Genomic DNA, 25,571 nt, shown 5'->3' on the forward strand with positions numbered 1-25,571 from the left:
CGCGGTCGATGCGGGAGGCGACGGGCTCGGTGCCCGGCGGGCGGCGGTAGTGCTGGGCTGGGACAGTGCGTCCGCCTCCCGCGTCGGGGGCGCGAGGGCACGGCTGAAGCGGCTGGTGGAACGGGGCTGGCTGGTAGAGCAGAAACCGGGCAGGTTCACGCTGCCTCCCCCGCTGCCGGAGCACGACGCTGCTGGCGTTGGCCGGCAAGGCGGCGGCTCATGGGCACGGTCATCGACCAGCAGATGACGGCTTCACTGGTGTCGGTGCGCCGCTCGTAGTCACGGACCATGCGCCGGCTGCGCAGGCACCAGGCGAAAGACCGTTCCACGACCCAGCGGCGGGGCAGCACCTGGAAGCCGCTGATGTCGTCGTTGCGGCGGACGATGTCGAGAACGACGCCAAGTTGTGCCGCACTCCAGTCGATGAGGTGGCCGGTGTAGCCGCCATCGGCCCAGACTCGCGTCAGCCGCTCGAAGCGGTCCCTGGCCGCCGTCAGCAGGAGGCGTGCGGCGTCCCGGTCGGTGGTCGACGCCGGCGTGACCAGCACGGCCAACAGCAGACCGAGCGTGTCGGTGAGCAGGTGGCGCTTGCGTCCGTTGATCTTCTTCCCTGCATCGAAGCCCCGCGCGGCCAGGGCGACGGTGGCGTCCGCCTTCACCGACTGCGAATCGATGACCGCCGCACTCGGCTCCTGGTCACGGCCCGCGGCGTCACGGACGGCACCACGCAGCCGGTCGTGCAGCTCGGCCACGAGTCCCGCATCCCGCCAACGGGCGAAGAAGGCATACACCCGTGGCCAAGGCGGGAAATCGGCGGGCATAGCCCGCCACTTGATGCCGTTGTCGACGAGGTAGCGCACCGCGTCGATCACCTGCCGGTGGCAGCAGCCCTCCGGTCGCCCGCCCCGACCGGCCAGCCATCCAGGCACCGGCAGCAGGTCCCGTACCAGATCCCACTCGGCATCGCTCATGTCCAAGCCGTACCGAGACCGGCGCCCCGGCCTGTCGGCCGCGTTCCCGAACCTGTGGGCGAGACAGTATCAGGTCGTGAGGTCCTGGCCGGTGTGCATGTTCGTCGGCGAGAACGACGGCGAGGAAGGCGTGGACGAGCATCGCCAGGGTGACCCAGCGAATCCAGGACGGGTAGCGGCGGACCTGGTGTTCATCGAGCCCGGCCAGCCCCTTCTCGGTCTGGAAGGTCTCCTCCACTCGCCACCTGGAGCCGGCCGTCCTGACCAGGGTGCTCAGCGGCACCGGTCGGGCGGAATGGCAGCGGTAGTAGGCGAGTTCGCCGGTGGTGCGGTTGCGCCGGATCAGTAGCTGACGGTGCCCCGGCGCCGCCTCGGCAAGGTCGATGACGGCCCAGTCGTAGAAGCGGTGGCCCTTCGCGCCGCGCCCGGCCCACAGCTTCTGCCAGGCGTGCTTGGGCAGCTTCGCCGCCAGCGCATCGGCGCGGAACATTCCTGCCTTGGTGGCTACTTCGGCCGAGCAGGCCACCGCGAGCACATAGCCCAAGCCGCGTTCCTCCAGGGCGGATCGCAGCTTCGGGTTGCCGCCGTAGACCTCGTCGCCGGTCACCCAGCCGACCCGGTGCCCGGCATCCAGGAACCGTTCGATCATCACGCGGGCCAGCTCCGGCTTGGTGGCGAAGACGGTGTTCTCGCCGAGCCCGGCCGCCCGGCAGCGATCGGGGTCGCACGTCCACGAACGCGGGACGTACAACTCCCGGTCCACCGCCGCGTGTCCACGCATCCCCGCATAGACGAGATAGACGGCGATCTGAGAGTTCTCGATCCGCCCCGCGGTGCCGGTGTACTGGCGCTGGACGCCGACGGTGCGGTTGCCCTTCTTCACGTCGCCCGTCTCGTCCACGACCAGCACTGCGGCCTCGTCGTGGAGGTGCTCGACGACGTACTCGCGAACATCGTCCCGCACGGCATCGGCGTCCCAGGATGCCCGGCACAGCAGATGCTGCATGCCGTACGGGGCCTTCTCCCCGGCCCACTCCGCGATCGTCCAGCAGTTCTTGCGCGGCAGGTCCGCCAGCAGCCCCAGCACCAACCGCCCAGCCCGCAGCCGGGGTTCAGCCCTGGCGAACCGGCCCGCAAACCGTCCCATCGCCACCTCGAACGCCGCCCGCCAACGGTCGGGATCTATGCTGTGGCCCGCGGCCACCGTCTCTTCGTAAGTCCACACAACTCACGATGATCAATGGTGGCCGCACCCGTCTGCGCACTCCTGAGGCCCGTCGCCCGACCAAGAAAGCAAATGATGATCGCCACCGTCCTTGCCGTCGCCGGGACGCTCCTCGGATCAGTTGTCACCGGTACCTTCCAACACCTGGCGGCCGGCCGCGCCGAGCGCGTAGCCGCCGCCGAGCAGTTGCGCCGCGACCGGCTCGACGCGGTGACCACCCCCGCCTCCGCCGGCTCCGAGCACCGTCGAGCCTTGTGGATGCGTGGGGAGGCTCGGCTGCGCGGCGCCAGCGACGTTGAGCTGGAAGAACTGCGAGCCAGGTCTCATGTCACACGCTCCGCCATCACCCGCCCCCTGGTTGCTCTGCGGCTCCTCGTGGCCGACCCGGCTGTCCACACCACCGCACAGGCGATGGTCGTCGCCACATACGACATGGTCGATGCCGCCACGAGCATCGAGGAGCTGACCGCAGCGCAGGACACCGCACGAGCCGCACACGACCGTTTCATCGACGCTGCCGCCGCCTACTTCAGCACCCACACCTGACTGAAGATCACGATCTACAGCTGGAGTATTAGCTGGTCACGGAGCCCGGTCTGTCGCAGATAGGCCCGCGTGGCGACCGTCCGCAGCCATGCCCGAGGCGTCGTGATCTGTGACCACTTGGGAAAGGCTTCGACGAACGCAGCATGCGCGGCTTCAGCCGCCTCGTGAGGAGAGGCACCCATGCGCATCACGAACCGAGTCAGCATCGCCAAGTGCTCGGAGTGGAACAGTGTAAAGTCCAGCCGACTTCGAGGCACACGCAGCGCCAGCCGTTCCGGTCGTCGGGATGCGACTAACTGCTCTTGAACTGGCGCTCGTTGTTCACTCAAGTCCACCGTCTCCCGAGCCAAGGCCGACCTCGATGACGACTATTCGACCTTGGGAGCTCTCCGATAGGCGACTGCCATGCGGCAAACAGCGCACCCTCTCGCTGAGTCCCTGCTGCTGCAACTGAGCCAACCGTACCGTGGTCCGGCTCCTGATCCACTGGTAACACAGTCGGGTGGTCACAGGGACAAGCATCGCGAGCGCCCCCGTCCATATCGGATCCATTCGGCCACGTCTCCGTCCGCTCAGAGGTGCTCGGAACACCGCGTACACCAGGTAGTGCAACGTGCGGGCTACAGCGTGACATCGCCGAGACGACAATCTTCAGCATCGCCTACACGGTCTTGCTGCGAGCGGTGGCGGGCCGTCGCCGAGTCCCTCCTGGACAGGCTCATCAACACCAGCCACCAGGTGATCATGAACGGGCCCAGCTACCGCCCCAACAAGCGGCCCAGGAACACGGCCGACAAGGCGCACTAAAGGGTGTTGCAGAAGGCCTGGTGGCGGCGTGTCTGGGTGATGGCTGACCCCGCTGTTTCACCCTGTCATGGCGAGGTTGTGCATGGTGGCGACGGCCTGGACGGCGTGGTGGAGGCCGTCGCCCCGTTGGCGGCAGTCGCGCAGGATCTTCCAGTTCTTCATCCGGGCGAAGGCGTGCTCGCCGCGGGCCCGCACGCGCCGGTGTTCGGCGTTGTCTTCCTCTTGGCCGCGCAGGAGGGGGCGCCCGGCTCGTCTGCGGTGCGGGACGATCAGCCCGGTCCCCAGGTGGGCACCGTCCGCAATCACGGTCGTGCCCGCCGCGACGGTCGGCAGGTCCGACTCGCGCCAGACGTGTGCGTCTGCCTTGTTGCCGGGTGCCGGCCGGGCGGATGCCACCATCAGGCGGGTGTCGGCATCGACGATGACCTGCACATTCGCCGAGAACCGGTAGTTGCGTGAGGAGGCTGCGACCTGCCGGTCACGCACCGGGATCAGGGTGCCGTCCACGATCCATTACCGGTCGGCGCCCGGCACCGGCCTGGGCGCCGACTCCAGCGCAAGCAGCGGTCCCAGGCGCTGGATGACACGGCAGACAGTGGCAGGTGAGCAGCCGAAGAGCGGGGCGAGCTGCCGCATCGTGAGGTTCGTGCGGTAGTACACGGCGACCAGCAGCACCCGCTCGGCCAGCGGAAGACGCCACGGCCGGCCACCACCGGGACCGTTACCGCCTCCCTCCCGCACCACCCGAAGCAGCTTCTCAAAGCGCCCCATCGGCAACCCGGTGAACGTCTCCACCCACACCGGCTCAGCCCTCAACACCCCACCCATACAGGCAAAATGCTCGCCATCAAGCCTTCTGCAACACCCTGTAAGACCTGTCCCGTAACCCTGAGGCTGAGGGTCATGCTGTGTCAGGGTTGGTGCCGATGGCACCGACCGAGCGAAGCGAACGCCCGAGGTCTCCGGTGAGGCTGCGGGGGTGTCGCCGCCACCACCACAGCTCGGGGCCGGGCAGTCGGTGGAGCTGGTCGAGTGCCTGGCCGTCGTCATCGATGGTCGCGGCCTTGTACCGGTCGTCCAGAGCTTTGATCTGCGGTGTCCAGAGCTGGACGATGTGTTCGTCCAACAGGAGCCAAGCCTCGTGCAGCCAGTTTCGGCAGTAGAGGTCGTTGGTGTACTCGTAGATGTCGTCGCCGTAGCCGCGCTCGATGGCGCTCACCAAGGCGGCCCACGCGTTCACCCTTTCAGCGACCGTGAATGCCGTCCGCCAGCCGCGCTGGTGCAACAGCTCTCCCACCTCGGTTTCAGTAGCCACGGGCGTGAGGCTCTCATGCCGAATCCGTTCGGACGACCGAGATCACCACCGAGACCGTCATCGGCGCCGTTACCGGCTCCGTCACGGTGCTGCTAGGCCGCTATGACGCCGCAGGCCGTCTGCAGTACACCGGGCGCAGCACCACGCTGTCCCAGGCCGCCGGCCGCGCTGTGGCCGGCGAGCTGGCCCCGCCGAGGGGTGCGCATCCGTGGAAGGGGTGGACGTTCTCAGCAGGCTGGGGGACGCAGCGCACGCTCGACGTCGTCCCGGTGGAGCCCGACGTGGTGATGGAGGTAGCCGTCGACGTCGCCTGGGACAGTGCTGGACGGTGCAGGCACCCGGCCCGGACACACCGTGTCCGCACGGACGTCGGTGTAGCGCAGGTACCGCTGCTCGGAGAGGACCCTGCCTCGCCATGAGCCCTACGCCGTGGTCGGACCCGTGGCCGGGCCGACCACGGCGGAAAGCCCCTGGCGCAGGTCGAGGTAGCAGCGCAGGCACCTTCACGGCCAGGGCATCCGCGCGGAACTTCCCCGCGCCCGTGTGACTTCGGCCGAGCAAGCAACGGCGAGCACGTAGCCGACCTGGCGCTCTTCCAGCGCGGCCCGCAGCTTGGGGTTGCCGCCGTAGACCTCATCGCCCGCGACCCAGCCCGCACGGTGCCCGGCGTCAAGGAACCGGCCGATCATGCGGGCGGCCAGCTCCGGATTGGTCGCGAAGACGGTGTCCTCGCCCAGTCCGGCCGCCCGGCAGCGGTCCGGGTCGCACGTACACGAGCGCGGGACGTACAGCTCGCGGTCGATCGCCTCGGGTCCGCGGCGGCCTAGACGAGGTAGACAGCGACCTGAGCGTTTTCGATCCTCCCGGCCGTGCCGGTGTACTGGCGCTGGACGCCCACGGTGTGCGTGCCCTTCTTCACGTCCCCGGTCTCATCGACGACCAGCACCGCATCGTCGTCGTGCAGATGTTCCAGCACGTACTCGCGCACGTCATCGCGCACGGTGTTGGCATCCCACTTAGCCCGGCCGAGCAGGTGCTACATTCCATGCGGACTGGCCTGCCCGGCCCACTTGGCGATGCTCCAGCAGTTCTTGCGCGACAGGTCCGACAGCAGCCCCAGCACCAAGTCCCGCACCCGACGCCGGGGTTCAACCCGCGCGAACCGGCCCGCCATCCGGGACATCAGGACTTCGAACGCCTCCTGCCAGCGGGCAGGGTCTACGCTGTGACTCGCGCCCACCGCATGATCTTCACTCTTCACACACCGATGATCAACGGTGGCCGCGCCCGTCTTCACCGCCCCTCGGTCACGACGTGCGAAGACGGGCTGCATCCCTTCCGTGTCCCGCACGGGGCACGCAGCGTTCGCCCGCCGTCTCGTGCCAGGAGGACACATGCAACGCGGTGAAGTCTGGTGGGTCGACTTCGATGAGCGACGCCCGGTCGTGCTGCTCTCGGACGAGGAGTCATCCGGGTTTCACGCGATGCAGGTCGTTGCGCCAGCGGGCGTCGACATCAGCGGCCTGGGCGTTGAAGTGGCCGTAGGAGCCCCGGAAGGACTGCCCTTCGAAGGCGTGCTGCGGTTCGCGTTCCCGCGTCCAGGCTTTACTCCGTGCACATGGCTGACCACCGTGGCCCGGGACGACCTGATCGAGCGGGCGGGCGTGTTGTCCTCCATGAAGTTCAGCGAGGTTGGAGAAGCCCTCCGTGCCGCTGGGCAGAGGAGGGAGTGGACCCCGATGACGGCTGCCAGGATCAGCGAGATCAAAGAGGCCCGCCGTCTCGAAGGACTCGAGTAGCGGACGCCTGCGCTGCCCAGCTCGACGTCGTCGACGACTCACCGCTGCCCCCTCTCCACCACACTCCAGCAGCAAGATCACGATCTACGGCTGGAGTACTAGGGAGTGTTCTGAGTTGCGATCACGGGATCGGTCATTCCCGCTCCAGGAGGGTGCTGGCTGCGGTAGACCGGTCGCGTGACTCGTGGTGATCTGACCGATGCCGAGTGGAGTTGATCGAGCCGCACCTTCCGCTGGGGGCGTTCGGACCGATCCCTGACCTGCGTAGCTATCCGCCTGCAACCTTTTCCCCCGTCCGACTGTCTCCTGATCATCAACCGCTCCTGTCTCTGTGGTCCCTGAGAAATCAATCGGCACAGGAGCGGTCGCCCAGAATCATCAGGAGACACTTCATGCGCATTCGCCCCGCAGCCTGCGCGGCACTCCTCGTGGCGTCCCTCGCCCCCATCCTCACGGCACCTCCCGCCAGCGCGGCGGCGGCCAGGTACGCGGACGACTTCAACGGCGACGGCTACCGCGACTACGCCAGCTACACCTACGAGCAGTACAGCAAGGGCGGCGGCGTCCGGATCACCTTCGGTACCGCCTCCGGACCCGGCACCCAGACCCAGTTGATCACTCAGGACAGCCCCGGTGTCCCCGGCGCCGACGAGACGGAGGACCAGTTCGGCGACGTCCGGGTGCCTGCCGACTTCAACGCCGACGGATACGGGGACCTCGCCGTGTCGGTGTCGCGCGAGGACGTCGGCGGACGCACGGACGAGGGCGGCGTCGTCATCCTGTGGGGAAGCGCGACCGGCCTCTCGGGTGGCACCGCGATCCCCAACGCCGGCGCCAAGGTGTCGAACGCCCGCTTCGGCCGCGACCTCGCCGCCGGGGATTTCAACGGGGACGGCAAGAAGGACCTGGCCGCGATCAGCGGGAGCAAGGCCTACGTCTACCGCAGCATCACGCGCACCGGTGTGGCAGGCTCGGTCACCAGCCACGACAAGACGACGAGATTCGCGCCCACGTCCCTGGTCTCGGGCAACATGAACGGGGACTCCAAGACCGATCTGGTGATCATCGGAATCACCGACGAGCCCGACAACTTCGGCACGGACGCGTGGTTCATCAAGGGCGGCTCCCCGCTCAGCGCGGGCAAGACCCTGCGCCTCGTCACGAACTACGGCGACCCCAGCGAGGCGGTGATCGCCGACTTCAACAAGGATGGCTACGGGGACCTCGCGGCGGGCAGCCAGATGTACAACAACTACCAGGGCCGGGTGTCCATCTGGTACGGCTCCTCCACCGGCCCCGCTACCGCCGTCCGTATCACGCAGGCCACCACCAACGTCGCCGGCACCCCAGAGTCCGACGACCTGTTCGGCTCCTCCGTCTCGGCCGCCGACATCAACGGCGACGGCTACAAGGACCTCGCGATCGGCGTCTACGGAGAGAAGATCAGCCAGGAGACGACCGAGGGCGGCGTCCACGTCCTGCGCGGCAGCGCGAGCGGGATCACCGGCACCAACTCCCAGTGGCTCGCCCGTAACACCGCCGAAGTCCCCGGCGATGTCGCATGGAACGACTGCTTCGGCGAGCCGGTCCGCCTCCGCGACACCAACCGCGACGGCAAGGCCGACCTCTACGTCGGCGCCATCAACGGCTCGCTGCGCTTCCCCGGCACGTCGTCCGGCGTCACCACGACCGGTGTGACCGACGCCGACACCGAACTCATCTGGGGCATGCTCCAGTAGGCCCGGCCTCCCGCCCAGCTCCCTGGGGTTCGCCTTCTTCGTACGAGTGCGCCCGCGTCGTGGCCGCTCGCGCAGTTCCCCGCACATTCCCGCTCCAGGAGGGTGCTGGCTGCGCTAGACCGGTCGCGTGACTCGTGGTGACCTGACCGATGCCGAGTGGGAGTTGATCGAGCCGCACCTGCCGCTGGGGGTGCGTCCGGGCAGTGTGGGCGAGATCCACAGCAGCTCGCCCGCGGGATCGGCGACGACCTGCACGTTCACGCCGTGTCGGCGGTGCTTGTGCGAGAAGTCGGCTCGCCGACCCGGTCGCGCTCGGCGAGCGTGCCGTCGAGCAGGAGATGAGAGCACGCTGGTGAGGCGGAAGCTTGCAGCGTCGGTCACCCTCACGGGTGACGATGAGCATGGTTACCCACTCGACGAGGGCGTGAGGCAGGTCGAGTGCGGCAGTATAAGGAACCAACGAGGCTCCTGCGCTGATGAGTTGAGACGTCGAACACCTCTCTCAACGGCACGGGAGCCTCGTGCGTTGTGGGAGACCGACCCGTCACCCGATCAGTGGCCACGCTGAAAGAGCTCAGTGAACATCGCCCGGAGCTTGTGTGAGCAAAGGCGCGCCGACGAGACCGCGCGTGCCCGTGCAACCGGGCGTCGGCCCTGGTCGCAGGGGTCGGGCGGCCCCGACCCCGCTGAAGCACCGGGTGGGGGCTCGATTGCCTGTGCGAAGTTACTCGCTCATACGGGTCTATGCTGGCGCCGGGCTGCGCAGGGTGTCGGCCGATTGCCTTTCCGTCCAGCAGTTTTGACAGGAGCGGGGCACGCCACCGCTCGTAAACGTTCGTACAGGGACACGCGAAATTGATCACGCACTTGTTGGGCAGACGAAAAGTCGCGAACCAGAAGAAGGGCGCGCTCGCGGGCCTCCCGGTGCCGCAGAATGCGGGCCTCCTCAGCTTCCGCGTCATCAACCCGGTCGGTGAGCCCCTGGTGCAGGCGCAGTACACGCTGAACGACAGCCAGGGGCGCAAGGTCGTCGCAGGCGAGACGGACCCGTACGGCTGGGGCGTCGTCGTGGTCCCCGTCGGCGAGTACCGCATGTCGGTCTCGGCGGACGGCTTCGCCGCGCACCTGGGACGCGCGTCCGTGCGAGAGGGGGGTGCGCCCGTTGCGCTCGGCGACCTCACCCTGCATGGCGCGCCCACGCTGCCCCTGCCCGAACCGGGCGACTGGGAGATCGAGGCCGCGCACACCCGAATAGGCTTCACCGCCCGCCACATCGGTCTTGGCCGCGTTTACGGCGGCTTCGGCAACTTTGCCGGGGCCATCAGGGTCGGCAGCACCATGGAGCACACCGCGATGCACGTCGTCATCGACGCGGCATCGATCGACACCAACGTCAAGATGCGTGACAACCACCTGCGGTCCGGGGACTTCCTCGATGTGGAGAACTTCCCGACCCTGGAGTTCTACAGCGACCGCTTCGTGCACCGCGGCGGCCAGAACTGGGTGATCACGGGCGGTCTCACCCTCCACGGGGTGACCCGCACGGTGACCCTCGACGCGCAGTACAACGGCGTGCGGGTGGGCATGGAGGGCGAGACCCGCGCCGCCATCCACGCCACGACCGAACTGCACCGCGAGGACTACGACATCAACTGGCAGACCATGCTGGCGCGCAACATCGCCGTGGTCGGCTCGAACATCAAGGTTGACCTGGACATCCAGGCCGTCCCCAAGGGCACCGAGCTGGAATTCAAGTAACGCAGAGGCGAACTCCGCAGAGCCGTGTACGGACCCGACCGGTCCCGTACGCGGCTCTCCTGCGTTCCGGGCCGGGCGCCGGCAACGGATGCGAACACAATGAGCTCTTTGAGAGTGGTCATCGATCGGGTGACGGATGGGACGGGATCGCGGGTCGGTCTCGGCGGGGACTGTCACGGTGTGGTGGCCGTGGATCGGAAGGTGGATTACAGGGCGGCCATCAGGCAGGCCACGTCCAGCACGCTTTCAACCTCGGCGTCCTCGCTCGACGTGGTCAGCAGGCCCGTGAGGGCCGCCTTACTCAGAGCGGACATGGGGCGCTGGAGCACGGCTCCGGGATGGTCGAAGTCGTGCACCAGGGTGTGCCAGTCGCCGGTGCCCGGCCGGTGTCCGGCGGCGAGGCCCAGCTGTCCGCCGTAGGCGACGTACCGGCCGTCCGTCGAAGGACACGTCAACCGGATCAAGATGCTCAAGCGCCAGATGTTCGGCCGGGCCGGCTTCCATCTGCTGAGGAAGCGAGTCCTGCTCGCAGGATGAGCTCTGGTGCCGTGCGATAGATTGCGGGCGACACGAGAGAAGAGCTCGCATGGACTCCCGCATCCCGCGGTTGCGACGCAAGCTGGCACGCATCCCCTACACCCCCAACCGAAGCCACTCATTCGGGGAGGAACGGCACGAATTTCGTCTCGGCCCCCGCCTCACCAAAGGTCAGGCAGACGCCTTTCAGGCCGAGCATGACGTGGAACTCCCGCAGCCCTATCGAGACTTCCTCACCAACATGGGCGGCAGCGGCGCGTCTCCGTACTACGGACTGATCCCGTTGGAGGACTGCGCGCTCTTCACGATGAACTCCAGAGACGCCAGCACGGGCTCAAGAGGATTCAGCCGGGCCTATCGCCCCACCCGCCGTGGTGACCTGTTCCTGCACGTCATCGAACGCGGCTGCAGCGATCTCGTCCTCATAGGCATAACCGGCCCTCTCACCGGGCGCATGCTCATCGGCAACGCGGACGGCTTCTGGGGCCCGAACGTCTCCTCAGCCCCGGACTTTCTCGCCTGGTACGAACGATGGCTCGACCACATGGCTGCCGGACAGGACAACCGGGCTCTGGAGCTCACATCACCCCAGCTCCGAGCGCATCCGATCCGGCAGCGGCTCGCTCACTCGCCGTGCCCCCTCCACAGAACCTGAGCCAGAACCCGAGAACGGGAGTCAGCTGCCGCGGGCCTTTCCCCGGGCGTATCCGTCACTGCCCGGTCCGGTTGGTGAGGGGCTGTTGAGAGGCGGTCGGTGGTGCGAATAGTGCCTGGACGGTTTCGGTGGCCAGGTCTCGCAGCCAGGTGTGGGCGCGGTCGTTGTCGTAGCGCTGGTGCCACAGCAGGTACAGGGGGACGTCGGGCAGCGGGAGTGGCGGCGGCAGTGTGGCCAGGCCGAGTTGTTTCCGAGCTGTGCGGGTGACCGCGTCGGGGAGGGTGACGACCAGGTCGGTGTCGAGGGCGAGTTGCAGGGCGAAGGCGGCGGTGGGCCCGGCGGCGACGACGCGTCGTTCGAGGCCGCGTGTGGTGAGGGCGTCATCGATCGGGTCGCGCAGGCTTCCGCGCCGCGAGACGGTGAGGTGTTCGGCGGCTGCGTAGCGTTCGAGGCTCAGCGGGCCTTCGGTGAGCGGGTGGCCTGGACGGACGGCAACGATCAGCTGGTCCCTGCCGACGAGGCGGTGGCGGATGTCGGGGAGCGTCGGAGAGCTGGAGCTTGATTCGAGGTCGACCTCACCTCGGCGCAGCTCGGCGTCGTCCGTCCCGGGTTCGGCGGACAGGCGCAGTCGGACGCCGGGGGCCTGTTGGTGGACGGCCGTGGTCAGGGCGGTGCCGCAAGCGGTGGTCAGGGCGTCATGCCAGCGCACGGTGAACACCCGATCCAGAGCCGCTAGGTCGAGTTCCTGCTGCGTGGAGAGAAGTTGGTGGGCCTGCTGCACGAGGGCGTGGACCTGGGCGCGCATGGCCAGCGCGCGGGTGGTGGGGACCATGCTGCGGCCGGTGCGGACCAGGATCTGGTCACCGGTGGCCTTGCGGATGCGGCCCAGGGAGCGGCTCATCGCCGGTGCGGTGACGTGGAGGCGTGCTGCCGCGCCGGCGACACTGCCCTCTTCCAGCAGGGCGTCCAAGGCCGTGAGCAGGTTCAGATCCAGTTGCATGGCAGTAACTCTACAAGTGACAAGCATGCACTTGTTGTTAATGATCGGGGGGCCTACCTTCGAAGTGCGGGAGCGAGACAACCGCCCCGCTTCGACCGATCCCAGGGAACTCACCATGAGCACAGCCATGCCTTTCGACGCCGGCACGACGCTCCTGTCCGACGTGACAGCCGCGGTGAAGACCGCCGGCGTCACGCTGCGAGACCGCCACACCTCGCACGCCCGGGGCGTAAGTCTGGACGAGGTCGTCGGCGAGATCCACGCCAACGACGACGCGGTGCTGGACGTACTGCGGGAACCGCTGCTGCGGGCACGGCAAGGGTCGCAGTGGGCCGAGGACGAGCTGGCCGGCGGCGCACTCCCGCCCGGGGAGTGGTGGGTCGTCGACCCCGCCGAGGGCAACATCAACCACGTCCACGGCATGGAGGACTGGGCCGTCACCGCCACCCTGGTCCGCGACAACCAGCCGGTACTCACCGTCGTCCACCTGCCGCTGACCGGCGACACCTACACCGCCGTCGCCGGCGGCGGTGCCCGCCTCAACGACCGACCCCTGAGGGTATCCGCCAAGAGCGACCTGGGCGCCGCGCTCATCGGCACCGGCCAGGCCAAGCCCGGCGAGGACGAGCGCACCTTCCGGCGAATCGGTGACTCCGTCACCGCCATGCTCATCAACGGCCTGGTCGTGCGCGTGTCCGTTCCCGCCACGATGCAGCTCATCCACGTGGCCGCCGGACGCATGGACGCGTTCTGGCAGTTCTCCGACGTCCGCTCCGGCCTGGTCGCCGGCGCCCTGCTGGTCTCCGAGGCCGGAGGCACCGTCACCGACCTGACGGGCGAACCCTGGAACACCGGAAGCCGCGACTTCCTGGCCGCCGCCCCCAGCATCCACGGGGCCGCCCTCAAGGTCCTCGCACCGATCGCCTGACCGAACGTCTCCGCTCTTCCCCGCCCCGATACCGCAAGGAGCATCACCGCATGACCAACATCGGCATCCTGGGCGCCGGCCGCGTCGGCACGAACCTCGCCGGCAAGCTCTCCGCAGCCGGACACCATGTCACCATCGGTGGACGGAGCCCCGAAGACACCGCCGCGCGCACCGTTGGGCTCGACCCGCGGATCGCCTTCGCCGACCAGCGCAGCACCGCCCGCACCACGGACATCGTGATCAACGCGACACCCGGCGACAGCTCCCTGGAGCGCCTCACCGACCTGCGCACCGAGCTCTCCGGAAAGATCCTCATCGACGTCTCCAACGCAACCCACGACGCCGCTGACGGCCTGCCCGGCGACCTGTGCTATCCCGGCAGCAGCCTCGCCGAGAAGCTCCAGGCCGCGCTCCCCGACACTCATGTGGTCAAGACCCTCAACACTATGCTTTTCATGGTCATGACCGCTCCCGAGACCCTGACCACCCCACCGACCGCCTATCTCTCGGGCGACGACGAACACGCGAAGAGGACCGTCACCGGCCTGCTCGGCGACCTGGGCTGGCAGCCCGAACGGATCGAGGACCTCGGCGACATCACCACAGCCCGCGCCACCGAAGCAATGATCCTGGCCGTGCCCCACATCCTGCGCCGACACGGATTCAAGCCGATCGCCGTCTCCCTCGCCCGCTGACCCACCAAGACCGGGTTCAGACCAAAACCAGGTATCGGGCACGTGCGATGCTGCTGGGTGCTAGGTGCTAGGTGCTAGGTGCTAGCAGGGACAACGCCCGCTGGGCTGCAAGTGACGCCCGGACTCATCGACATTGATCATGCCTACTACGGGAGGCGACTCCCGAAGTCGTCGACAAACGACTCCCATTCCCGGGCTCTGGTCCACTTCGTGTGGAGGCTCACGGAAAGTGGTGTGTGGTGGGATAGCTGGACACCGCCGTTGATCTGCTGAGAGGCCGTCGTGAGGTGGTCCGGCGAGCACACGGTCACCAGTCGATTGCCGTCCATCTTCGGACCGCTGATGTGGATGGCGGAGAAGTCGTCGCCCAGGGCCAGCAGCTCCGTCTCTTCGTCCCTGGTTCGAGTAGCAACTCAGCACTGCGGATGCGCGAAGCGTGGCGCCCCTGAGCCATCAGGCTCAACCGACCTCAGGGGGACTACGTGAGCGGCTTAATGAGGCAGTTCGCTGTTGGCGGAGCGACGTTAGCGCTGTGCCTAGGAAGCATGGCGGGTACAGCGTCGGCGGGAGAATCGGCACCAGCGGGCTGGAACGGCCGCTGCACGACCATGTCCGCCACCAATACGTCCTTCCGCGGCTGGTGTGACGGAAACGGCCCGGAAAGGTACGCAACGTTCGTGCTCTGCACTGGCGGGGAGTACCACGCCACCTATTCCAAGTGGTACGGGGACAGGACTGGGGTGTACGCCGCTTGTCCGTCCGGGCAAAGGCGCACTGGTCACGGCTACGACCACTACGTTTAGCATTTGCCGGGACGCAGGGCTCCACTTGTCCCTCGTCGGCGGGATCTGCCGGGCTCACTGAGTCCGGCCGATCCCGCAGGCAGTAGTCAAGTCCTCCGTGTAGGGCGGTACGAACGCGAGGACTGACGGCCCGGCAGACGACAGTGCCCCGGACGGTTCTCCGCCCGGGGCCCTCCTACGTCCGCCCGCCCTACAGCACGCCGTTCATCGCGTTGTCCTCCCAGCCCTGGCTAGGTAGGTGACTGCGGGCTCCGGTCCACTTCGTGTGGTCGTGTGACTCTCGGTCATGCCAATAGGACTCGTTTGCGAAGGAGTTCGAATCCTGCGCGGCCGAACATCTGGCGCTTGAGCATCTTGATCCGGTTGACATGGCCTTCCACGACGCCGGAGTTCCAGGGCAGTGTGAGGCCGTCGATGACGGCGTCGAGGTCGCGTTCGAGATGCTGGGCAAACCGCAAGGCCGACTGCCAATGTCGACCGCAGCAGCTCGGTTCGTCGCCCGAACCTACGGGTGAGGCCGGGTACTTGCTCGGCGAAGGTCTTCCGCTGGCACGATTTCTCCTCGCAGACGAACCGCCGCACCCGCAACGACACCACGACGAGCTTGCCCGCTGTCGGCAGATCGTGAGGGAAAACGCAGGTAGCTGCCATGTATTCGCCCAGACCAGCACCCACACCCCGTACAGGTCACCTGCCCTGCGGTCGTACGGGCAGCGACCCTGACGACCGTGTCGGTCGTCTCGACCGATTCCATCAACACGCCCTCGACCGAGGAGAACAGCAGCTCGTTCAGCTGCGGCAGCACTTCGTTCACGGCGAAGGACTGTCGACCACACCACCATCCAGCCGGGGGATTTTCGGGCGAATTCAACCGCCTTCAGGCGAAGGTCAACAGTCACCCTGCGTACGCGACCACATGAAGTGGACCAGAGCCCGAAAACGGGAGTCGTTTGTCGACGGCTTCGGGAGTCACCGCGTCACCCTGTCGCTTGACCAATCTCGATGAGTTCGGGAGTCACTGAGTGCCTGTGTCTGAGCCGTCCGTGACAGAGCGGCGCTGGCGGCTCAATGGATCATGCTGGCAAGCCACTCGCTGAGCGAGTCATGGACCGGATCACCGGCACGACCGTCTGGGCGCCGGAGCTGGCCCGCCGCGCGCCCAGTAGGGCCGTTGTCACAGGCAGCGGCTACCTTGCAGCTCAGCACAGAACCAAGGCGGGTTGCAGGAAGAGGAGCGGCAATGGTCGTCGAGGTGGGGTACGCGCAGGCGTGGGACTTGGAGGCTTGTGCGCCCTGGCGGCCGATATCCGCCGAGGAGGCCCGGGAGCGGGATGCCGCCGGGCTTCCGTACGTGGTGGTGTACCAGGAGCCGGGCCGGGAGGCTCCGCTGGAAGTCCGGCTCGTCTCCTGGCGGGACCACTACGTCGGGCTGTGGGTCTACGACGCCCAGGGCCGCCGCACCTACGACCTGGACATGCGGCTGCTGGACGACCCGTCGCGGCTACGGCGCCGGTACTCTGTCGGCTGGTCCTACACAGACCCGGAGATGGCGGAGTTCGACAAGGCGTGCCCACGCATCACCGTGGACCTTTTCCCGGACGGGAGGGGCCGACGGACGGAGGAGCGGCAGGGGCAGGGCGGGGGCTCCTACGTCACCTCGCCCGGACTCCGGGACGACGAGCGCTGGATGGACCGCCCCGCCTTCGGGGAGTGGCCGCTGCTCTCGGCCCAGGTCCACGGGCTCATTGAGCCGCCGGGCTTCGAGGCGGCTGAGGTGGCCGAGACAGCCGAGCCAGGTGACGGACACGCCCCCGCTACCTGCTGGCGTCCGCCGCGTCCCGCGCAGCCCGGGCCGATCAACGAATTGTTCCGGCCCGGGGTGCGCGTGACCGACGGGTACCACCCCGAGATGACCGTCGTGGAGCCGCGCCGGGTCGGCACCCTGCGCGTACCCAGCGGGCTGCTGGCCGTCTCCGGCCCGGACATCGACCACGGCGACGGGCCGCGCATTACGGTCCCCGTCCCGCCCGGGGAGTACGTACTCGACGAGGCGCGGGTCCGCTTCAGCTACCACTGCGAGTGGCGGGACGCCGAGGTCACGACCACGGAACCCACGGCCGTCCGCCTGCTCGTCAGCGAGACCCCCGCAGCGAACTGGGAGATGGCCCTCGGTCCGGATGACGATCCCCGGCTGTTCATCGAGCAGCAGATAGCCGGCTTCGACACCGACGGCGCCACCGGCTGCTTCGCCGACGCCGGGGCCTGGGATCCGCTCATCGCGCTCTTCGAGCGGGGGCTGATCCGGGGGGAGTCGGACCTGGACGGGTACGAGGACATCGACGACGGTTCCATGTTCATGCAGCGCACCTGGGACGAGGCTTCCGGCGGCGAGCTCATGTCCTTCGCGACGACCGGGGACGGTACCTACCCGGTGTGGGTCGGCCGTTCCGAGGCCGGTGAGGTAATCGGCGTCGTGGTGCTGGTGGAGGGGATGCCCGAGCTGCTCCCGGAGCGGGACGGAACCCCCACCGATGCGGCTGTGTAGGCAGGGTCCTCTTGCGGCCGCAGTCGCCAATTGCGGCGCCAAACCGGGGTGAGTTGCCGGTGATCGAGATTGTGAAGGCCCTCTCCCCGGCCGAGCGAGCGGTGACTCTCGCTCTCGGCGCCCGTGGGATCACCAGCCGGTGGTGTGCCTGCGACCCGACAGCCCGCTCGCATCCCGAGCTGCGGTGAGCGTGTACGACCTGCTGACCCAGCCCTGATCGCCATGCGCTCCGGTTACGTCATGAACCGCTATGTGCGGTGCCGCCGCCGGAATCGGTACGGATCAGCGTCTGCCGCCCCCGCCGGAGCCGCTTCGGCAGCTGGGCCAGGGCCAGCCTGGTGGCCTCGATGTGGTCGGCGGCGGTGCTGGAGCCCGCATTGCCGGGCCGCAGCAGGCCCACCACCGGCTCACCGGACCCGCCGCGGCCGTGGTCGACGAACCCCATCAGCGGATGGTGACCGAAGGTCTTCTTCCAGGTCGCGGCGGCGTCCTGCTTCTCGGAGCGCCAGGACGAGGACCCCGTCGACGTCCACGATCACCTGCCCACCCGCGTCCGGCGCCGCATCCCCTACGAACCTGCCAGACACGTTCGCGTACTTCAGCACGGGCGGTGCGCAGGGCGGCCAGGACCCGCTGCCCGCCCGACGCCAGCGTGCCGATCAGCCGGGAGACCGTCGGGTCGGAGGCCACCGGTCCGAACACGGCCGGCTCGGCCCGCAACATGCCCACATCGGCCAGGCAGTCCCCGCCCAGCGCCACCGCGAGCGCCACATCCAGCAGGATCTTGCCCGGATCGTGCACCGCCCGCGACTTGCGCCACGGCTCAAGCGCCACCGATATCGCCGCATCCAGACCGGACTTGCGGACCGTCTCGGCCGGCAGCACCGCACCGGCCTGCGAGACGACCCCGCGACCGCCGCCCTCGACGCGGACACGCGGGTAGAACGGGTAGAACCCGATACGCTTCTTCACCTGGAAAGTGCCTCCGGCGGTGGCGGGAACCAGGCCCTCAGCAATTCTCATTCTCGCTGGTCAGAGGCACTTTGTCAGAGGCACCTTCTGCATTCTTGATCACCAGCTGGACGCCTCGTGGAAGCGCGAGGCTAGCGAACGTTCGCTCGGACCGCCTCTTCGATCGGTGTCGAACCCGTGTTGAGTTCGAGGATCTGCCGACCGATACGGGGCTCGTGGAGCAGTTCGGCGAGGGTGCCGGCAACGTCGTCGCGGGCGATCTGGCCGTGGAACTCTGCTGGACCGAGGGACACGGCGCCAGCTCCTGGACCATCGAGAAGCAGGGAGGGACGGAGAACCAGCCAGTTCAGCTCACTGCGGCTGAGCGCGATGTCTGCGTCCTTCTTCACGGCGAAGTAGTATTCGACCTCCTCGCCGAGGTCGCGTTCCCGCCATGATTCTGGGAGCACTGAGACCAGTGCAAAGCGCTCGACACCGGCCAGGCGTGCCGCCTCGATCGCTTTCGCGACCCCGTCGCCGTCGATAGCCTTCGTGATCTCCTTGCTACCGCCATTCGACCCGGCGCTGAAGACGATCGCGTCGACACTGCCGAACGTTGCCGCCAGCTCTTCCACGGTCATGCTGGAGAGATCGCCGACTCGTGCGTTCATGCCTCGCGTTGCGAGCTCGGCGTGCTGGTCTTCTCGGCGAACGAGCCCGCGGACGGCGTCTCCTCGCGAGCGCAGTTTCTGCGCGAGCAGACCGCCGACGCCGCCGGTGATGCCGATGATGAAAACGTCCATCATGGATGCTCCGTTCACTCAAAGCAGCTCGTCGGCTCCATCGTCCGTGAGGCCGATTCCTCAGCGTTCAACGGCCCGAGTCCTCGCGTGCATTCCGGGCTACCAGCCGTATTCAGGCCGGACTTGCGGACCGTCTCGACCAGCAGCACCGCACCGGCCTGCGAGACGACCCCGCGACCGCCGCCCTCGACGCGGACACGCGGGTAGGACCCGATACGCTTCTTCACCTGGAAAGTGCCTCCGGCGGTGGCGGGAACCAGGCCCTCAGCAATCCTCACTCTCGCTGGTCAGAGGCACTTTCTGCTTTCATCACCACCAGTCGGACAGCCCGCTTCGGGAAAGCGTGAGGTTAGCGGTGGCGCCGGGGGTCGGGCTGACGCCGTGTGGCGTGGATGGAACCGAGCAGATTGAGGGACTGGGCGCTGGGGCTGCCTGGTTCGGCATGGTAGATGACGAGCTGCTGGCCGGGCGCTTCGCGGACGTCGAAAGCCTGGTAGGTGAGAGTGAGGGGGCCGACGTCCGGGTGAAGGAAGTGTTTGGCGTCCCGGGTCTTGCCGCGCTGTCGCAGCGCCGGGCTGACCCGCTCGGCGGCGTGACTGGAGGGCCGGTCGTTCGGCGTGGCCCCGGCCAGCCGGCCACCGTCCCGACCACGCCGGGCAAGTCGACACTGATCGGCTACACCTGCCGGCGCACCGACGCCCATGCATGACCCCCGTCGCGACCGGCCGCCCCGACGCCTCGCCGGTTGAGGAATCGCCCTTGCACCTAACGGAGTTCACCCGCACGCTCGCCAACTGCCTGCCCGGCTGCAGCCCGACCTGGCCACGGTGCCCATCGCCACCGACCCGGCCAGCGACCTGATCTGGGACAGCGGCCCCCTGCCATACACCGCGTTCGAAACGGACAACATCCAGCGCAGCGTGCTCACCCACCACTGGGGCCTGCAGCTATACGTTATGCCCCGCCTCCACCGCCCCGGCGAGTACTTGGCGCTGCCGATGCTGCCCGCCAACACCAGCCACCAGCACGTGACGGGCCTCAAAGCCCCGCGCGGCATCGCCGTCCCCGCCGACCCCGTCCGCGCCGCGGCCCTGCTGCACCGGCGGCTGCTGACCGAGTACCGCCTCTCCGCCCCCACTCCGATCCGGCGCAGCAGTCCCGGACACCTCCAGGTCCACGTCACCCTCGACGAATGCCGCCGTCCGCGGATCCCTCTCAACGTAGCGGACATGTTCGCGATGACGCCCGCTCTTCTGCGTTCCACTCGATCGGGTGTCCTCGTCGGTGCGTCATGCGACCAGCAGACTCCTGAAAGGTGAAGTTCTCCGTGCTCAAGTCCTCGGCCGCTGAAATCGCGGTCGTCATAGCGACGGAATGACTCTCATAACGACCGGTCCGAAGAAGCGGGTCAGCCCGCCCCGCCGTCGAGCAGCCAGTTGTAGCGCAGCCGCAGCGCCCGCTCCGTGCTGGCTGCCACAGTAACGAGCCCGACCACGACGTTGCCCCATGCCGATAGACCAATGGGCGAGGTGAAGGTCCCGACGTACTGGGCGACGCCCTCCGGCGCCCGGGTGACCTGTTCGGCGAGCTGAAGGATCAGGAGAACCAGGCCGATGACGAGCACGATCGACGAGAGGAACCGATCCAGCGGCTCAGCGCGGGGTGCGCGCGGTCGAGGTGCGCGCGGCGCCCTTCGGCGGAGGCGGGGTCCGGGACGAGTTGGTGCTCGGCCCCCTCGGCGGTGACGTAGTGGCAGCGCTTGAGCCCGAAGGCGCTCGTCCTTACGTCGACGGTGCCGCCCTGGACGGGGAAGACGGCAGGGACTTTGGACTCTGCGTGATGCCTGCCGTCGAGGTACAGGTGGGCCTTGACGTAGCCCTCCGACTGATTCTGGTGCCTGACGTCGACGGCGTAGACCATCTGTCGGCCGGCATCGTCCGTCAGCCGAAGATGGAACAGTGCGCGGGTGAGCATCTGCCACCAGCGGAAACGCTTCAACTGTCGCCCGTCCCCGGACTTGACCCGCTGCACGGCCCGACGGTGCCGCCATTCCTTGAGCATGCCCGCACTCCTGTTACTTGCTGGGTTCGGCTGCGCAGGCGAGGTCCTGCGGCGGGCGTTGCCCGGTGGTCAGGAACGCGGTCACCGCGTCGTTCGCGCAGACGTTGGGGCCGGACGGATAGACGCCGTGCCCGCCCTGGTCGGCCGTCACCATCGTGGCCCGCTTCCCGAACGCCCGCCGCAGCTTCTGGGCGCTGGCCAGCGGTGTCCCCGGGTCGCGTTCGTTCTGCGCCATGAGCACGTTCGACGGGCCCCGGTCACCGATGCGCACCGGCCATTCGACCCGCTTGTCCGGCCACAAGGCGCACGGTCCGATGCTGGCCGTGGACCCGCCCAGCATGGGGTATTTCAGCCGGTCGACCGCGACGTTGCGCTGATACTCCCGGACCGTCTCCGGCCATCGATCGTCGCCGCATATCACTGAAAAGCGGGCGGACATGAGGTTCTCCATGTTCGGAAACGGCGGGCTGGGCGGCGGCGGCTGGTTCGTGTCGAGTGCCTGCCAGGTCTTGGCCACCAGGGGCATGCCCGCATCGCTGTAGAGGCCCTCGAACGTCATCCATCGGAACAACGTCCCATCGAAGCCGTGGACCGGTTTCGCTTCCAGCCGCTCGGCGAGATCGAAGAACTTCGCCCTCACCTGCTCCGGCGTGGTGCCCAGACCGTACTCGGGGTGCGCGGCCGCGAACGCCGCGAAGTCCGGGAACCGGTCTTCCATTCCACGGGCGAGCAACCGCATGGCCGTGACGTCGTAGCCGCCGGGGCCCGGATTGCTGTCGAGCACGACCCGGTCGCTGCGCTTCGGGAACATCGTCGTGTACACCGCACCGAGGTAGCTGCCGTAGGAGGCACCGAGGTACGAGAGCGTCGGCTCGCCCAGCGCCGCCCGGATCCGGTCCATGTCGCGCGCGATGTTCGCGGTGGTGGTGTACGGCAGCATCCACGCCGTCCGCGAGGTGGCGCACTGCTCGGCGACGATCCGCGCGTTCCCCGCTTCCCGTGCGACAGCGGCCGCGGTGTGCGCGTACTGCGCGACGTTGCCGCGTGCCTGCTGCTCCGGCGTCAGATCGCAGGTCACCGGCGTGCTGCGGCCGACGCCACGCGGGTCGAAGCCGATCACGTCGTAGGAGTCCAGCACCTCCTGCGGCAGCCCTGAGCCGGCGAGAACGGCCGGGTAGCCGAGTCCCGCGATGCCAGGGCCGCCCGGATTGGTCAGCAGCACGCCGCGGCGCTGCGAGGGTTCCTTGCTCGCCAGCCGGGAGATCGCGATCTCTATCTGCCGGCCGTCCGGATCCCGGTAGTTCAGGGGGACTTCGAGCGTTGAGCACTCCAGACGGGGCAAGGCTGCCTTCTCCGAGCACGGGCCCCACCGCACGGTGTCCGGCGTCGCCGCCTCAGACACTCCCGGCATCGCGGTCGCCGCCGCCACCGCGGTGGCGGCGAGGGCTAGGGACAAGGTTCGGTGCATCTGATGTCCTCCTGAGGGGCGCACGGGGGCGCCGGAACGGGCGTGCTCGCCTCGGACCCGCGGGGGATCGCCGAGGGCGATCGCCGCTGGGGCGGACAGGGCTGTGATCACCATCCCGACCGCCTCGACGAGTCTGTCCGTGCGGCGCCGCCGGCACATCGGCCTGGCGGCTCGGATCGCCTTCGACCAGAGTCGAGACGGTGGTTCGACTCTGGTCTAAGGACACATCAGCCCCCGGTCTGACCCAACGGCCGTACGGCTTCGCGACAATGGCCAGGTGTATACAGACGTCGCGCCACGGCTCGGGGGATGGCAGCAGACCTGGCGGCTGGTGGCGGCTGCGGCAGTGGGCATACCGACCTGGCTCTCCGTCGGTGTGCTGCTGCCGCGTGGGTGCGCGACCGATACGTGTTCCTGGTTCGTCACCGGTGATCCGCTGGTGGCTCTCGGCTGCCTGACGGCGCTTGTGTGGCGACGGCGGTTCCCGCTCGCCGTCGCCATGACGGTCGCGATCGCCTCACCCGCGTCGGCACTCGCTACCGGCGCCGCGCTGCTGGCGCTGGCTTCGCTCGCCACCCGTCGCCGTCCGATGGAGATCGGAGTCGTCGGGCTGGCCTACGTGACCGCGTCACAGTTCGCTGTCGGGCTCCACCCGGTCCGGAGCCCTCCCGGCTCGCTTTGGTTTCAGCTCGCGTTCCCGGCACTGACCGCAGGCATCGCGGTGGCCGTGGGCATGGCCGTCGGCGCGCGGCGTGTCGAAGTGCGGTCCCTGCGAGAGCGGGCGGAGAGCGCGGAACGGGAACAGACCGCACGAGCGGCGCAGGCACGGGCTCTGGAACGCAACAGGATCGCCCGCGAGATGCACGACGTGCTCGCGCACCGGATCTCCCTGGTCGCCATGCAGGCCGGAGTGCTGGACCACCGCAGCGACCTCACAGCAGAGGAAAACCGCGTGCTGGTCCGCGGCATCGCCGACGGCTCCCACCAAGCCCTGGAAGAACTACGGGATGTCCTCGGTGTGCTCCGGGCCGACTCGGGCCGTCCGGAACCACCCCAACCCTCCCTCGACCGCCTCCCCGAACTGGTGGCCGACGCCCGCGCCTCCGGACTGGACGTCACGCTCACCACAACCGTGGCGGGACAACCGTCCGACGTCGTCGGACGAACCTGCTACCGGATCGTCCAGGAAGGACTGACCAACGCCGCCAAACACGCCCCGGACACACACGTACACATCACCCTCGAAGGGACAGCCGGCGACAAACTCAACGTCAGCGTCCGCAACTCCCCGGGGACCACAAAAAACGCACAACCACCGGCATCGGGATTCGGCCTGCTCGGCCTCACCGAACGAGTCAACCTCGCCGGCGGAAAACTCAACCACCACCCCACACCCGACAACGGATATCTCCTCACCGCGCAACTACCCTGGCCGGACCCCACCCACGAAAAGAGAACCTGAGTGGACGGCGAGCGGGAGCCGGTGCGCGTCGTCATCGTCGACGACGAACAGCTGGTGCGAATGGCGCTGCGGCTCGTCATCGACGGCGAACAGGACCTGACCGTCGTCGCGGAGGCGGCCGACGGGGACGCCGCGATCACCGTGGTGGACGAGCAGCGGCCGGACGTCGTACTGATGGACGTGCGCATGCCCGGCCGTGACGGTCTCAGCGCGACCCGGGAACTCCTCACCCGGCCGGCGCCGCCGCGGGTGCTCATGCTGACCACATTCGACTCCGACGATCTGGTGCTCGGCGCACTGCGCGCCGGAGCCCTCGGGTTCGTGCTCAAAGACACCCAACCGCCGCAGATTCTCGACGCGGTGCGGACCGTCGCGGACGGCAACCCCGTGCTGTCTCCAGCAGCCACGGCACGGGTGATCGCCGCAGCCACCGGTCCGCAGTCCGCTCACGCTCGTAGCTCATCCCGCGAAGCCGCACGGGAACAGCTGTCCGCACTGACCGAACGAGAACTCGAGACCGCTCGGGCCATCGCGGACGGACTGGGCAACCCAGAGATCGCCCAGCGGCTGCGCATCAGCATCGCGACCGTCAAGGCGCACACAGGCAGCCTGTTCGCCAAGCTGACGGTCGAGAACCGGGTGCAGATCGCACTCCTGGTCCGCGACGCAGAGGAATGACCAGCCTGTGGCCGGCCGTCTGCGAACCACGGAAGCGTGCATGTTCATGCGCTCCGGCAGCGTGAGGCGCTGGCCCCGTCCGCCCGCGCGGTTACGCGGGCGGACGGGGCCGTGGGCACCATCTGGTGCGACGTGCCGTTCTCAGCCGTCGGCGGGCGGCGCCATGAGCTGCTCGGCGATGCTGGCCTCCAGTGCAGCGATGCGCCGGTCGGCGAAGCGAGCGTTGTCTCGGGCGGCCGTGAGGCGCTTGCTGAGGCGTTCGTTGTCGTTCGTCAACGCGTTGATCTCACGGCGCAGGGCCACGTTGGCGGTGGTGATGCGTACGACGTCGGCATCTGTCCAGTCCTGCTGCAGCTCGGCGATCTGGCCCCGGAGTTCGGCGATGCGCTCGCGCTGGTTGGCGATCTCCGCGTGGGCGGCTTTGAGGGCGTCATCGGTGTTCAGCGTGCGCTCACGCCAGGAAAGCCTCGATCATCTGGTGCTGGGCTCCCTCGGCACCTTCCTTATTCGGTCCCGTCAGTTGCCCCCTTTGAGGGCGCGGACGCTGACGGAGTCGATCGCGCAGCACCTCGATACCGCCGCCGGAGCCGAGGCCCAGGACGCGTTCACCTTCGTGGAGGTCGGCCAGCGCGGGCGGGTCGCCGCAGCCGAGGGAGGCGGCGAGGGCCTCAGCGGGCAGGGTGTCGCGCTCGTCTTGGTCGTACAGGGTGGAGCCGAAGTTGTCGTCGATCTCGATGGCTTCGGGTGCCCAACAGGCGGTGCCGCCCGCGCCCCATTTATATAAACAATGAATATAAAAATGCTATGCTTCGAGCATGAGTCGTC

The 25,571-nt window shown here is 68.1% G+C and carries 22 protein-coding genes and 8 pseudogenes; 14 read left to right on the forward strand and 16 right to left on the reverse strand.

Annotated features, from left to right (window positions below):
* Window positions 1–247: pseudogene (locus tag SSQG_RS42325) on the forward strand (hypothetical protein); the annotation flags it as partial.
* On the opposite strand, the gene SSQG_RS00350 reads toward SSQG_RS42325, so the two are convergent.
* Together SSQG_RS00350 and SSQG_RS00355 are read right to left on the reverse strand one after the other, a co-directional pair.
* Complete coding sequence (locus SSQG_RS00350) at window positions 156–971, reverse strand: IS5 family transposase (protein ID WP_078506752.1); 816 nt, start codon at window positions 969–971, stop codon at window positions 156–158. The pseudogene SSQG_RS42325 and the gene SSQG_RS00350 sit on opposite strands and share 92 nt — an antisense overlap.
* Window positions 972–1,083: 112 nt before the next feature.
* Window positions 1,084–2,118, reverse strand: a pseudogene (locus SSQG_RS00355) (IS701 family transposase); the annotation flags it as partial.
* Between the two features lie 153 nt (window positions 2,119–2,271).
* Here SSQG_RS00355 and SSQG_RS00360 point away from each other — a divergent pair.
* Window positions 2,272–2,742 (forward strand): hypothetical protein, encoded by a 471-nt coding sequence (locus SSQG_RS00360; RefSeq protein ID WP_003987643.1) that lies wholly within the window; start codon window positions 2,272–2,274, stop codon window positions 2,740–2,742.
* A 14-nt stretch (window positions 2,743–2,756) separates the two neighbouring features.
* On the opposite strand, the gene SSQG_RS42330 is transcribed toward SSQG_RS00360, so the two are convergent.
* The 3 genes and pseudogenes from SSQG_RS42330 to SSQG_RS00375 form a co-directional block, all read right to left on the reverse strand.
* Window positions 2,757–3,077 (reverse strand): sigma factor, encoded by a 321-nt coding sequence (locus tag SSQG_RS42330; RefSeq protein WP_338117237.1) that lies wholly within the window; start codon window positions 3,075–3,077, stop codon window positions 2,757–2,759.
* 529 nt (window positions 3,078–3,606) lie between these two features.
* A pseudogene (locus SSQG_RS00370) lies at window positions 3,607–4,377 on the reverse strand (transposase family protein).
* A 73-nt stretch (window positions 4,378–4,450) separates the two neighbouring features.
* Entirely contained in the window at window positions 4,451–4,864 is a 414-nt protein-coding gene (locus tag SSQG_RS00375) for a hypothetical protein (RefSeq protein WP_003987646.1), read from the reverse strand.
* A gap of 86 nt (window positions 4,865–4,950) precedes the next feature.
* Between SSQG_RS00375 and SSQG_RS38655 the strand changes: the two genes are divergently transcribed.
* Complete coding sequence (locus SSQG_RS38655) at window positions 4,951–5,283, forward strand: hypothetical protein (RefSeq protein WP_003987647.1); 333 nt, start codon at window positions 4,951–4,953, stop codon at window positions 5,281–5,283.
* Window positions 5,284–5,359: 76 nt separating this feature from the next.
* Here the strand turns inward: SSQG_RS38655 and SSQG_RS00380 are convergent.
* A pseudogene (locus tag SSQG_RS00380) lies at window positions 5,360–6,047 on the reverse strand (IS701 family transposase); the annotation flags it as partial.
* 211 nt (window positions 6,048–6,258) lie between these two features.
* Between SSQG_RS00380 and SSQG_RS00385 the strand changes: the two are divergent.
* Both SSQG_RS00385 and SSQG_RS00390 read left to right on the forward strand, forming a co-directional pair.
* Window positions 6,259–6,663 carry a type II toxin-antitoxin system PemK/MazF family toxin gene (locus tag SSQG_RS00385; RefSeq protein WP_003987648.1) on the forward strand — a complete coding sequence of 135 codons (405 nt, stop codon included), beginning with the start codon at window positions 6,259–6,261 and terminating at the stop codon, window positions 6,661–6,663.
* A gap of 392 nt (window positions 6,664–7,055) precedes the next feature.
* Complete coding sequence (locus SSQG_RS00390; RefSeq protein WP_039931691.1) at window positions 7,056–8,402, forward strand: FG-GAP and VCBS repeat-containing protein; 1,347 nt, start codon at window positions 7,056–7,058, stop codon at window positions 8,400–8,402.
* Window positions 8,403–8,591: 189 nt separating this feature from the next.
* Here the strand turns inward: SSQG_RS00390 and SSQG_RS38660 are convergent.
* Window positions 8,592–8,862 (reverse strand): annotated as a pseudogene (locus tag SSQG_RS38660) (transposase family protein); the annotation flags it as partial.
* A 410-nt stretch (window positions 8,863–9,272) separates the two neighbouring features.
* On the opposite strand from SSQG_RS38660, the gene SSQG_RS00395 reads away from it, so the two are divergent.
* Window positions 9,273–10,160 (forward strand): YceI family protein, encoded by an 888-nt coding sequence (locus SSQG_RS00395; protein WP_003987652.1) that lies wholly within the window; start codon window positions 9,273–9,275, stop codon window positions 10,158–10,160.
* 206 nt (window positions 10,161–10,366) lie between these two features.
* Here SSQG_RS00395 and SSQG_RS00400 read toward each other — a convergent pair whose 3' ends face one another.
* Window positions 10,367–10,633: a hypothetical protein gene (locus SSQG_RS00400; protein ID WP_039931693.1), complete on the reverse strand. Its 267-nt coding sequence runs from the start codon at window positions 10,631–10,633 to the stop codon at window positions 10,367–10,369.
* A gap of 113 nt (window positions 10,634–10,746) precedes the next feature.
* Between SSQG_RS00400 and SSQG_RS00405 the strand changes: the two genes are divergently transcribed.
* A complete protein-coding gene (locus SSQG_RS00405; RefSeq protein ID WP_003987653.1) occupies window positions 10,747–11,352 on the forward strand; it encodes an SMI1/KNR4 family protein in 606 nt (201 codons plus the stop codon).
* 55 nt (window positions 11,353–11,407) lie between these two features.
* On the opposite strand, the gene SSQG_RS00410 is transcribed toward SSQG_RS00405, so the two are convergent.
* Window positions 11,408–12,352, reverse strand: a complete 945-nt coding sequence (locus tag SSQG_RS00410; protein ID WP_003987654.1) for a LysR substrate-binding domain-containing protein — start codon at window positions 12,350–12,352, stop codon at window positions 11,408–11,410.
* Window positions 12,353–12,467: 115 nt separating this feature from the next.
* On the opposite strand from SSQG_RS00410, the gene SSQG_RS00415 reads away from it, so the two are divergent.
* Both SSQG_RS00415 and SSQG_RS00420 read left to right on the forward strand, forming a co-directional pair.
* Window positions 12,468–13,280 carry an inositol monophosphatase family protein gene (locus tag SSQG_RS00415; protein WP_003987655.1) on the forward strand — a complete coding sequence of 271 codons (813 nt, stop codon included), beginning with the start codon at window positions 12,468–12,470 and terminating at the stop codon, window positions 13,278–13,280.
* 50 nt (window positions 13,281–13,330) lie between these two features.
* The gene (locus tag SSQG_RS00420) at window positions 13,331–13,975 is read left to right on the forward strand and encodes an NADPH-dependent F420 reductase (protein ID WP_003987656.1); all 645 of its coding nucleotides are present in this window, start codon (window positions 13,331–13,333) and stop codon (window positions 13,973–13,975) included.
* Between the two features lie 1,087 nt (window positions 13,976–15,062).
* Here the strand turns inward: SSQG_RS00420 and SSQG_RS40255 are convergent.
* Window positions 15,063–15,236 carry an ISL3 family transposase gene (locus SSQG_RS40255; protein WP_003987658.1) on the reverse strand — a complete coding sequence of 58 codons (174 nt, stop codon included), beginning with the start codon at window positions 15,234–15,236 and terminating at the stop codon, window positions 15,063–15,065.
* Window positions 15,237–16,018: 782 nt separating this feature from the next.
* Here SSQG_RS40255 and SSQG_RS00430 point away from each other — a divergent pair.
* Window positions 16,019–17,323, forward strand: coding sequence for a DUF4241 domain-containing protein (locus tag SSQG_RS00430; protein ID WP_003987660.1), 1,305 nt, complete (start codon window positions 16,019–16,021; stop codon window positions 17,321–17,323).
* A 256-nt stretch (window positions 17,324–17,579) separates the two neighbouring features.
* Here SSQG_RS00430 and SSQG_RS00435 read toward each other — a convergent pair.
* The 3 genes and pseudogenes from SSQG_RS00435 to SSQG_RS38665 form a co-directional block, all read right to left on the reverse strand.
* Window positions 17,580–18,295, reverse strand: a pseudogene (locus SSQG_RS00435) (transposase); the annotation flags it as partial.
* Between the two features lie 131 nt (window positions 18,296–18,426).
* Window positions 18,427–19,080 carry an NAD(P)H-binding protein gene (locus SSQG_RS00440; protein ID WP_003987662.1) on the reverse strand — a complete coding sequence of 218 codons (654 nt, stop codon included), beginning with the start codon at window positions 19,078–19,080 and terminating at the stop codon, window positions 18,427–18,429.
* A 346-nt stretch (window positions 19,081–19,426) separates the two neighbouring features.
* A pseudogene (locus SSQG_RS38665) lies at window positions 19,427–19,636 on the reverse strand (transcriptional regulator); the annotation flags it as partial.
* Between the two features lie 268 nt (window positions 19,637–19,904).
* Between SSQG_RS38665 and SSQG_RS00450 the strand changes: the two are divergent.
* Window positions 19,905–20,396, forward strand: a complete 492-nt coding sequence (locus tag SSQG_RS00450; protein ID WP_003987665.1) for a hypothetical protein — start codon at window positions 19,905–19,907, stop codon at window positions 20,394–20,396.
* Between the two features lie 89 nt (window positions 20,397–20,485).
* On the opposite strand, the pseudogene SSQG_RS00455 reads toward SSQG_RS00450, so the two are convergent.
* Both SSQG_RS00455 and SSQG_RS00460 read right to left on the reverse strand, forming a co-directional pair.
* Window positions 20,486–21,138, reverse strand: a pseudogene (locus SSQG_RS00455) (hypothetical protein).
* A 13-nt stretch (window positions 21,139–21,151) separates the two neighbouring features.
* Window positions 21,152–22,606, reverse strand: a complete 1,455-nt coding sequence (locus tag SSQG_RS00460) for an alpha/beta hydrolase (protein ID WP_003987668.1) — start codon at window positions 22,604–22,606, stop codon at window positions 21,152–21,154.
* Between the two features lie 277 nt (window positions 22,607–22,883).
* On the opposite strand from SSQG_RS00460, the gene SSQG_RS00465 reads away from it, so the two are divergent.
* Window positions 22,884–24,068, forward strand: coding sequence for a sensor histidine kinase (locus SSQG_RS00465; protein WP_003987669.1), 1,185 nt, complete (start codon window positions 22,884–22,886; stop codon window positions 24,066–24,068).
* Window positions 24,069–24,746 (forward strand): response regulator transcription factor, encoded by a 678-nt coding sequence (locus SSQG_RS00470; protein WP_003987670.1) that lies wholly within the window; start codon window positions 24,069–24,071, stop codon window positions 24,744–24,746.
* Window positions 24,747–24,887: 141 nt separating this feature from the next.
* Here SSQG_RS00470 and SSQG_RS41260 read toward each other — a convergent pair whose 3' ends face one another.
* Window positions 24,888–25,049 carry a hypothetical protein gene (locus SSQG_RS41260; RefSeq protein ID WP_003987671.1) on the reverse strand — a complete coding sequence of 54 codons (162 nt, stop codon included), beginning with the start codon at window positions 25,047–25,049 and terminating at the stop codon, window positions 24,888–24,890.
* 79 nt (window positions 25,050–25,128) lie between these two features.
* On the opposite strand from SSQG_RS41260, the gene SSQG_RS43840 reads away from it, so the two are divergent.
* Complete coding sequence (locus SSQG_RS43840) at window positions 25,129–25,530, forward strand: hypothetical protein (RefSeq protein ID WP_003987672.1); 402 nt, start codon at window positions 25,129–25,131, stop codon at window positions 25,528–25,530.
* The last annotated feature ends 41 nt before the right edge of the window (window positions 25,531–25,571 follow it).

This window comes from Streptomyces viridochromogenes DSM 40736, assembly GCF_000158955.1.
GTDB lineage: Bacteria > Actinomycetota > Actinomycetes > Streptomycetales > Streptomycetaceae > Streptomyces > Streptomyces venetus.

Bases quoted from the DNA above. Each gene is read 5' to 3' on its own strand.
- SSQG_RS00350 (WP_078506752.1), bottom strand. From the start codon at position 971: ATGAGCGATGCCGAGTGGGATCTGGTACGGGACCTGCTGCCGGTGCCT.
- SSQG_RS00360 (WP_003987643.1), top strand. From the start codon at position 2,272: ATGATCGCCACCGTCCTTGCCGTCGCCGGGACGCTCCTCGGATCAGTT.
- SSQG_RS00385 (WP_003987648.1), top strand. From the start codon at position 6,259: ATGCAACGCGGTGAAGTCTGGTGGGTCGACTTCGATGAGCGACGCCCG.
- SSQG_RS00390 (WP_039931691.1), top strand. From the start codon at position 7,056: ATGCGCATTCGCCCCGCAGCCTGCGCGGCACTCCTCGTGGCGTCCCTC.
- SSQG_RS00405 (WP_003987653.1), top strand. From the start codon at position 10,747: ATGGACTCCCGCATCCCGCGGTTGCGACGCAAGCTGGCACGCATCCCC.
- SSQG_RS00410 (WP_003987654.1), bottom strand. From the start codon at position 12,352: ATGCAACTGGATCTGAACCTGCTCACGGCCTTGGACGCCCTGCTGGAA.
- SSQG_RS00415 (WP_003987655.1), top strand. From the start codon at position 12,468: ATGAGCACAGCCATGCCTTTCGACGCCGGCACGACGCTCCTGTCCGAC.
- SSQG_RS00420 (WP_003987656.1), top strand. From the start codon at position 13,331: ATGACCAACATCGGCATCCTGGGCGCCGGCCGCGTCGGCACGAACCTC.
- SSQG_RS00430 (WP_003987660.1), top strand. From the start codon at position 16,019: ATGGTCGTCGAGGTGGGGTACGCGCAGGCGTGGGACTTGGAGGCTTGT.
- SSQG_RS00440 (WP_003987662.1), bottom strand. From the start codon at position 19,080: ATGATGGACGTTTTCATCATCGGCATCACCGGCGGCGTCGGCGGTCTG.
- SSQG_RS00460 (WP_003987668.1), bottom strand. From the start codon at position 22,606: ATGCACCGAACCTTGTCCCTAGCCCTCGCCGCCACCGCGGTGGCGGCG.
- SSQG_RS43840 (WP_003987672.1), top strand. From the start codon at position 25,129: ATGCGCTCGCGCTGGTTGGCGATCTCCGCGTGGGCGGCTTTGAGGGCG.